Origin of the sequence: Leptospira ilyithenensis (assembly GCF_004771005.1) — a bacterium.
Lineage (GTDB): Bacteria > Spirochaetota > Leptospiria > Leptospirales > Leptospiraceae > Leptospira_A > Leptospira_A ilyithenensis.
On sequence record NZ_RQHV01000041.1, the window covers coordinates 1 to 9,321 of the forward strand.

Consider the following 9,321-nt stretch of genomic DNA (forward strand, 5'->3'; position numbering starts at 1 on the left):
CTTTGTCGTATAAAGTTGGGAAAGCCTTTGGTCGTAAGATCGGAGGCTTTTTTGTTTTAGGCGGATAAATGCTTTTTTAATTTCCCTTTTATTTTGTCTCACCTAAGGTTTAAAATAAATCTATATTGAACCTAAAATTCTTGAATTAATATTTGTTAGATTTATATACAAAGTGTGCTATTTCTAGCGAAGAGATTTTGGAAGAACTTAGGTAAGTATTCTTCAAAAACATTAAGGGGAAGGGTTTAAAAAATTGTGAGTTGGACTAATTATCATTCAAAATTAACGGCATTTGAACTCACAAGGAAATTCCCGATTGATGACGATCAACGTTTATCCAGGGCTTTGGTCGATGCTCAGGTTGAATTAAACCCGCATCAGGTAGATGCTGCACTTTTTGCTTTTCAATCCCCATTAACAAAAGGTGCAATCCTTGCTGATGAAGTTGGATTAGGTAAGACAATCGAGGCTGGCTTGGTAATCTCACAGAAGTGGGCGGAAAGAAAAAGAAAGATACTGATTATTGTTCCGTCAAATTTACGGAAGCAATGGTACCAAGAGTTAAGTGAAAAATTCTTTCTGCCCTGCTTTATCCTTGAAACGAAATCTTATAAAACCCAAATTAAAGAAGGACAAAATTCACCTTTTCTTTCTGAGAATGTAATTATTTGCTCATATCAATTTGCCAGAAACAAAACGGAAGAAGTTCAATTAATTCCATGGGATCTTGTTGTATTTGATGAAGCGCATCGTCTTAGGAATGTTTATAAACCTACCAATAAAATTGCAAATGCCTTAAAAGAAACATTCAGAAATGTCCCTAAGATATTACTGACTGCAACTCCATTGCAAAATTCTTTACTTGAGTTATATGGATTGATTAGCTTTGTGGATGAGCAAGTTTTCGGAGACTTAGAAAGTTTTCGCGAGCAATTCAATAATATGCCAGGAGATTTTGGAATAACAATGCTTCGTGGTAGAATATCGAACGTAATAAAAAGAACTCTCCGAAGGCAAGTTCTTCCTTATATTCGTTATACGAATCGATTGCCGATTTTACAATCTTTTGTTCCTGAAAAAAATGAGGCTCTTCTATATGATTTAGTTTCAGAGTATTTGCAAAGGAGCAATCTTTATGCTTTACCGAATAGTCAAAAAGCATTGATGATTCTAGTAATTCGAAAGTTATTAGCCTCTTCTAGCTTCGCAATTAGTGGAACTTTAGATACAATGATTCAGAGATTAGAGTTGAAACTTCAACAGTCGAAAGTTCGCATTGACATATTAGGCGAAGTGGGAAGTGATTATGAAGCTTTGGATGAAATACAAGAAGAATGGGATGAAACAGAAGACAGTGAATCTTTGAATGTACAAGATATAGAAGAGATCAAGCAAGAAATTATAGAATTACAAAAGTTTAGAAACTTAGCCTTAAGTATTGATGAAAATGCAAAAGGGAAAGCACTTTTAACTGCCCTAGAAAAGGCATTTCATCAGATTGAGACGATCGGTGCAGAAAAAAAAGCAATTATCTTTACTGAGTCAAGAAGAACGCAGGATTATTTGACCAGAATTCTATCTGATAGCCCTTGGAAACATGGATTGTTCTTATTTAATGGATCTAACAACGATGAGCGCTCCAAAGAAATTTATAAAAAATGGTTAATTCGCTATAAAGATACCGATAAAGTTACAGGTTCAAAAACAGCTGATATGCGATCAGCGCTTGTTGATTACTTTAGAGAGGAAGGTCAGGTAATGATTGCAACTGAGGCAGGAGCTGAAGGAATCAACTTACAGTTTTGCTCCTTAATTGTGAATTATGATCTTCCTTGGAATCCTCAAAGAATTGAACAAAGAATAGGCCGATGTCATCGATATGGGCAAAAGCATGATGTGGTAGTTGTAAATTTTCTAAATGAAACTAATGAAGCAGATCAAAGGGTATATCAACTTCTTTCTGAGAAATTTATGCTATTTGAAGGTGTTTTCGGTGCAAGTGATGAAATACTGGGTTCGGTAGAATCAGGCGTTGATTTTGAAAAAAGAATTGTAAGTATTTATCAAAATTATAGAAAATCGGAAGAGATACAAGCCGCCTTCGATTCATTACAAGCTGAGATGAGTAAGGAAATTGATGCACAGCTTCAGAATACTCGTACAAAATTGTTAGAAAATTTTGACGATGAAGTTAGGGAAAAATTAATAGTACGCCATTCCGCCTCAAAAGAAAGTCGAACACAATTTGAAAATAAATTAATGAAGCTAACCCAGTATGAATTATCAGGTATAGCTGAGTTTCTTTCTGACTCATCCTTTTTGCTAAAGCAAAAAAATTTTGAAGGAGATTATCCAACAGGTTTGTATGAATTGCCAAGACGATCTGGAGAGGCACATTTGTATCGGCTTGGGCACCCTTTAGCGGATTTATTATTGGAAAGAAGTAAAATGAGAAATTTGCCAAATGAGATAGTCGAATTCAATCTATCGGAGCATGAAGGCAAAATTACGATATTAGAAAATTTGAAAGGAAAATCAGGCGTTCTTAGGGTAGACCTTGTTTATGCCAATACCCCAGTGCAAGAAGAAGAGTATTTACTTTTTGCAGGATTGACGGACGATGGTGAACCATTAGAAGAGGATATCACTTCTCGTTTTTTTTCAATCGGAGGTCGAGTCCTTCCTGATGTTTTAATACACTCCTATCATACCGAACAAATGGCGAAAATGGTTTTAGGAAAAGAGACCATGATTCAATCGCGAATTTCAGAAAGAAATGCAAAATATTTTGAGGAAGAAGCGGAAAAGTTAGAGAGCTGGGCAGAAGATTTAAAATTGGGTTTAGAAAGGGAAATCAAAGAATTTGATAGGAAAATTCGTGATACTCGACGACTATCTGTCGCTGCTCAGACATTAGCTGAAAAACTTTCTTTCCAAAAAGAAATTAAATCACTTGAACAAATTAGAACTAATAAACGTAAGGCGCTTTTTGACGCTCAAGATGATATAGATCGGCGACGTGGTGAATTTATAGTAGAAATTGAAAAAAAACTTACAGTAAATTATTCGAAAAAAACTATTTTTGAAATCGGTTGGAGGATCATATGAGTAGTCCTGATGAAGAAATATCTTTGAAAGTATCTTCAAAATTAAAAACAGATGATAGATGGAACGATGCTACCGTAAATAGAATTTCTGATTGGGTGAAGACAGGTAATTGTACAGTCACAGATTTAGTATTTTTATTAGAAAGCCAAAAAGTAAAGACTGATGAAGGACCGAAAGAATGAGAATAAAATCTATATTATTAAAGAATTTTCGTGGCTCATCAGAGCAAGTTGAAGTTTCATTTAACTCTAATAAAGCGCTCTCCCTTATCTTTGGCGAAAATGGGACTGGTAAATCTACAATTGTGGATGGTTTTGATTTCTTATGTAATGGTAATTTCGGATCATTAACTAACTATTCTATTGGCGCTAAAGCTAAGAGTTATTTGCCAACGATCGGAAAGAAACCTGCAGATTGTTTTGTTGAAATAAAAGATGAAAAGAACACCTGGAAGGCAACAATTTCTGGCGGAACTTCGCCTAATAATAGCGTTCCAGATGCAAGGATTCTTAGAAGGCAAACTATTCTAAAACTAATCGAACAAGAGCCTAAAAAACGTTTTGAAGAACTTAAATCTTTCATAAGTGTTCCAAATACAGATAAGGTTGAAGGTGTATTTCGGGAATCTGTAAAAGAAACAGAAAAATTATTCAATGAATATTCACGATCTATTGCTCAAGCTAGAGATGCAATCGAAGTGATGTGGGATCAAGCTGGGAAAATGGGGAATTCAGCAATTGAATGGGCTAAGCTCCAAGTCAATGCAGATACTCTGCTCTTAAGCACCGAAAATAATGTGATTATAGAAATACAAAAGTTAGTTGGGAGTGTCGAACTAGCACGCATCGAGCTTAATAAAGCTATATTGGTTGAAAAAGACGCTAATTCGAAAGAGGTCGCCGCAAAACAGGAGCAAGTTTCAATTGAACAAACTAAGAAAAATAAAGACTCTGAGTTGTTGAGGCTTTTACAGAGTGCCCAAAATTATATTAGTGGGCATACAGAATTGGATGGATGTCCTGTCTGCGAAACTGCATTGGATTTAAAAGTTCTTATGCAGCAACTTGATTTGCGGATTTCTGAAATGGATGATGTAAAAAATGTAACAATTGTCACTGACCAGGCGAAATCTCAAGTAGAGGCGAAGAAAACGCTAAGAATCAATGCTGAAGATCAATATATTCAAAATTTAAAAAATCTTATTCTGTTCTACAAAAAAACATCTCAGGAAACTTTAGGATTGTTTGATCTTAGTCAAGACTTCATGGAGATTGTTTCTAATGCGGCAAAGTTTACAAACGAAATACACGATTTGTATTCTGCTTGGATTGAAAATTACGAAAAAAATATTAAAAATCTTGTGGATACGAGAAGGGAAAAGAATCAGAAAGATATTTTGCTAAAGTCAACGATTCAATCTCATTTAAACACAGTTTTAGAAAAAGAATCGTTAGCGAAAATTAAAGAGAATACACTTTTAAATTTAAAAGATATTCTTAAAATTATAGAAAAGGAACGGAAAGATTATATTGAGAATATTCTTGTTTCCATTTCCAATGATGTAGCGGGCTTATATAAAACATTGCATCCGGATGAGGAGATTGGCAAAGCGCGATTTTACTTGAAGGCGAATGCGATAGGTTCTTTAGAATTTGATGCTTCCTTTCAGGGAAAGGAAGAAATTCCGCCGCAGGCCTATTATTCGGAATCGCATCTTGATACTCTTGGAATTTGTGTATTTATTGCATTATCAAAATACTATAAAACGGATAAGACAGTTCTGATTTTGGATGATGTCTTAACCTCCGTAGACGCTGAACATATGGATAGATTTATGCAATTACTTCATGATCAATCTAAAGTGTTCAATCAGATTATCATTACTACACATTACAGACCTTGGAGAGATAGGTATAAATGGTTGAAAGGGCCGTCCTCTAATGTTGATGTGATTGAGCTTGGCTCATGGACTCTCAAAAACGGTATCCAAGCAAAACAGTTTTTCAATGCAATTCAAGAATTAAAGAATGTAGAGACTCAGCAAAATTTTGATCGTCAATTGGCAGCTTCAAAAGCTGGAATTGTATTGGAGTCATTACTTGATTTCCTTACTATTCAATACAGGTGTTTATTACCAAGAAATCCTCAGAATGAGTATACTTTAGGTGATCTGGTAAATGGATTGGATAGTAAATTAGCCAAGGTGCTCAAAGTTAAAAAGATGGATAAGGAAATAGAACTAAAGCCTCTCTTGGAAAATTCAGTGAGTTCGCAGTGGATACGCAATTCTGTAGGATGTCATTTTAATTCTTTAGGTAGTGAAGCGACTGATTCGGATGTAAGGGATTTTTTGAAATCAGTAATAGAAGTAGCAGATACTCTGATTTGTGATTCATGCGAAAGTTTACCAAAGAAAAATAAATCGGGAAGCTTTCTTGAATGCAATTGTAGCAACCTTCAGTTGTATCCATCATCGCGCCCAACATAAAATACTGAATCAATGGCAAACAACAAAACTAAACTAGAACTTACTTGGATCGGAAAAGAAAATCGACCTCGATTAGAACCCCGTATTTTATTACAGGATACAGAGAAGAGCTATCATTCAAAACATCGCATAACGAAAAGTGATATTTTTGATAATCGATTGATTTTTGGTGATAATCTTCTCGCCCTAAAAGCTCTCGAACAAGAATTTACTGGTAAGGTGAAATGCATCTATATTGATCCTCCATATAACACGGGAAGTGCATTTGAACATTATGATGATGGATTAGAGCACTCTATCTGGTTAGGGTTAATGAGAGATCGTTTGGAGTGCTTGCGAGGTTTGCTTAGCCAAGATGGTTTTATTTTCATTCAGATTGATTATAGGGAAAGCGCTCGACTTAAATTATTGTTAGATGAAGTATTTGGGTCTTCTTGCTTTCGAAATGAAATAATCGTAGGTCGTGGTATTAAGAATATACAATCACAATTTGAAGATATTGATTCTTTATCTTCGGGCCATGATACTGTTTATCTATATGCAAAAACAAATGTAACAAGATTAAAAACTCTTTTTGAGAAGCTTGATGATCCTCAGCCTGGCAAGTGGGATACTTTTTGGAGAGGAACAGATCGTCCTACTATGAGGTATAAGATTTTTGGTATTACACCAGAGAAAGGCCAGTGGCGTTGGAGTAAGGAGCGTGCTTTTCTCGCGAAAAGTATCTATGAAAAGTATCAACAGGAGTTTTCAAATCAAATGTCACTTGATGAATACTGGCAATTATATGAACGAGAGAATGGTAATGAAGCGGATTTCTTGCGTTTAGGCCCTGACAATACCGTACAATACTATGTTGGTCCAAGGAATTATAAAATGTTATCTGATGTATGGTTGAATTTAAGGTCTTTGGGTAAAATTACTGATTTCCCTCACGAAAAGCATGAAGATTTATTATACCGTATTATTGAATGGACAACCAAACCTGGCGATCTTGTTCTAGACTCTTTTGCTGGTTCGGGCACTACTGGCGCAGTTGCTCATAAAATGGGTAGGCGTTGGATCATGGTTGAGTTAGGTGAACATTGCCATACTCATATAATTCCTCGTTTAAAAAAAGTAATCGATGGAGAGGATCAGGGAGGTATCTCTAAAGTTGTTGATTGGCAAGGAGGAGGGGGTTTCCGTTATTATAAATTGGCTCCATCGCTATTGGAAAAAGATAAATGGGATAACTGGGTTATCAATAAACAATACAATGCAACAATGCTTGCCGAGGCGATTTGTAAATTAGAAGGTTTTATTTATTCTCCTTCCGATTCAGTCTATTGGATACACGGGCATTCTACAGAAACTGACTATATTTATGTAACAACCCAGACCTTTGGTCGAGATCAATTAGCAATTTTATCAGATGAAGTTGGAAGTGAACGTACTCTTCTAGTTATGTGCTCTGCTTTTCAAGCAAAGAGTTCCGATTTTCAGAATCTTACTATCAAAAAAATCCCTAATGCCGTCTTGTCAAGATGCGAATGGAGTCATGACGATTATAGCTTGCAAATTGAGAACTTACCAATGGCACCAAAATTGGAAAATGAACAACCAGGATTATTTGATTTAGAGGAAACAAATGGTTGATAAATTCGTTAATTCCATTGCGGGACGCTTGAGTCTTCGAGAACCACAGCGGCAAAGTTTAGAAATTTTATCTAGAATTAATGAAATTGGACAATTCTCCAAATTTTCAGATTTAGATAGTATTCTTGCTGCAATCCAAAGTGAATACCCAAATGTGACGGACTTTGAAAGGGATTTCCCTTCTCTGTGTTTTGCTATTGCGACTGGTGTCGGAAAAACTAGATTGATGGGGGCTTTTATTGCTTATCTATATTTAGCTAAATCGTATAGGCATTTCTTCATACTTGCGCCAAATCTCACTATTTATAATAAATTGATAACTGATTTTACTCCAAATACTCCTAAATATGTATTTAAGGGAATTTCAGAATTTTCCATTGAGACTCCTATTCTTGTAACAGGAGACAATTACGAAAGTGGAGTTGGGATTCGGAATACTTTTTTTGAATCTGGAGTTCATATTAATATTTTTAATATTTCTAAAATAAATACAGAAGTAAGGGGAGGTAGATCCCCTAAGATCAAACGTCTTTCTGAATATATTGGTGAAAGCTACTTTGAATACTTAGCAGGATTACCTGATCTCGTGCTACTCATGGATGAATCTCATCGTTATCGAGCATCCGCAGGATTTCGGGCAATCAACGAATTAAAACCCATATTGGGGTTGGAATTAACCGCAACCCCATTCATCGAAACTGCTCGCACGCCAGTTTATTTTAAGAATGTGATTTATAATTATTCACTCGCAAAAGCATTGGATGACGGATTTGTCAAAGAACCAGCAGTTGTGACCCAAAAGAATTTTAACCCGTCTCAGTTTGATCCGACTCAATTAGAAAGAATAAAACTTGAAGATGGGGTTCGATTGCATGAAAATACCAAAATTGAATTAAAGACTTATGCCTTACAATCAAACCAAAAAATAGTAAAACCTTTTGTTCTGATTATTGCAAGAGACACATCTCATGCGGATGATTTACAAAAGTTAATAGAATCTGATACTTTTTTTGACAGTCGGTATAGAGGAAAAACAATTCAAATACACTCGGGACAACAAGGAGAAGAAAAAGAAGAAGTAGTTGAAAGGCTTCTTGCCGTGGAAAAAAGTGAGGAGCTTACAGAAATCGTAATACATGTAAATATGTTAAAAGAAGGTTGGGATGTAACCAATCTCTATACAATCATACCTTTGAGGGCTGCAAATGCTCGCACCTTGGTAGAGCAATCTATAGGTAGAGGACTTAGGCTCCCTTATGGAAGACGTACTGGTGTGGCTGCCGTAGATCGACTCAATATTATAGCTCACGATCGATTTCAGGAAATTGTAGATGAGGCAAATCGTTCTGATTCGCCTTTGCGATTAAGGACTTTAATACTGGATCCTGGTACGGATCTTGAAAAAGCGGAGACTTTCGTAATCCAATCTAATATTGACGAAATGTTGAATGGAATTGATAATCCATCGAATTCAGTGAATAAACATAATGCTCAAACTTTATTTAGCAATGAGGAAGATAAAAAAATTGCAGAAGTAGTTTATTCGATAATCAAAAAGAATGAAGATTTACCTTCTTCAAAACAACTTTTGAATTCTGAGATTCAGGCGAGAATCGCAAAAGAAACAGAAGAGATTTATAATTTGCGAAATGAGAATTTGCCAGGTATTTTAAATAGTTCCAACGTGAAGTTAATAACCCAAAAAGTAGCAGAGATTTTAATTGATAAAACAATTGATATTCCACGTATTCTGATTGTTCCTACCAGCGGTAACGGTATTAGATTTCGGAAGTTTGTGTTGGATTGCTCATCTGTTCGATTACAACCTGTGGAAAGGGATGTTTTAATTCATGCACTGCATTCTAATCAAGAAGAGGTAGTGAGATTCTCCGGAAAAAAGCGTAATGAACGTCGACTTGAAGATTTTTTGGTGAGAGGATTGATTGATTTTGAAGATATTTCGTATGATGATCATGCGGATTTGCTTTACGATCTTGCCGGACAGATGGTAATGTGTACAGATATAGTATTCGCCGGTCACAATCCTCTAACTTTACTTAGGTCAAATGTTCTCTACCGGTTCTAGT

General features: G+C 35.6%; 5 protein-coding genes. All 5 read left to right on the forward strand.

What is annotated here, in order from left to right:
* Positions 1-255 precede the first annotated feature (255 nt).
* Genes EHS11_RS06635 through EHS11_RS06655 form a run of 5 tightly spaced genes read left to right on the forward strand, consistent with a single transcriptional unit; the run spans position 256 to position 9,320 of the window.
* Positions 256-3,108 (forward strand): SNF2-related protein, encoded by a 2,853-nt coding sequence (locus EHS11_RS06635; RefSeq protein WP_210413646.1) that lies wholly within the window; start codon positions 256-258, stop codon positions 3,106-3,108.
* Entirely contained in the window at positions 3,105-3,290 is a 186-nt protein-coding gene (locus EHS11_RS06640) for a hypothetical protein (protein ID WP_135763620.1), read from the forward strand. The genes EHS11_RS06635 and EHS11_RS06640 overlap by 4 nt, the downstream gene beginning before the upstream one ends.
* Positions 3,287-5,596 carry a hypothetical protein gene (locus tag EHS11_RS06645; RefSeq protein ID WP_135763621.1) on the forward strand — a complete coding sequence of 770 codons (2,310 nt, stop codon included), beginning with the start codon at positions 3,287-3,289 and terminating at the stop codon, positions 5,594-5,596. Before EHS11_RS06640 ends, EHS11_RS06645 begins: the two co-directional genes overlap by 4 nt.
* Positions 5,597-5,608: 12 nt before the next feature.
* On the forward strand, positions 5,609-7,234 hold the full coding sequence (locus tag EHS11_RS06650) for a site-specific DNA-methyltransferase (RefSeq protein WP_135763622.1): 1,626 nt from the start codon (positions 5,609-5,611) through the stop codon (positions 7,232-7,234).
* Entirely contained in the window at positions 7,227-9,320 is a 2,094-nt protein-coding gene (locus tag EHS11_RS06655) for a DEAD/DEAH box helicase (RefSeq protein ID WP_135763623.1), read from the forward strand. Before EHS11_RS06650 ends, EHS11_RS06655 begins: the two co-directional genes overlap by 8 nt.
* Position 9,321: the final 1 nt, after the last annotated feature.

Bases quoted from the DNA above. Each gene is read 5' to 3' on its own strand.
- EHS11_RS06640 (WP_135763620.1), top strand. From the start codon at position 3,105: ATGAGTAGTCCTGATGAAGAAATATCTTTGAAAGTATCTTCAAAATTA.
- EHS11_RS06655 (WP_135763623.1), top strand. From the start codon at position 7,227: ATGGTTGATAAATTCGTTAATTCCATTGCGGGACGCTTGAGTCTTCGA.
- EHS11_RS06650 (WP_135763622.1), top strand. From the start codon at position 5,609: ATGGCAAACAACAAAACTAAACTAGAACTTACTTGGATCGGAAAAGAA.
- EHS11_RS06645 (WP_135763621.1), top strand. From the start codon at position 3,287: ATGAGAATAAAATCTATATTATTAAAGAATTTTCGTGGCTCATCAGAG.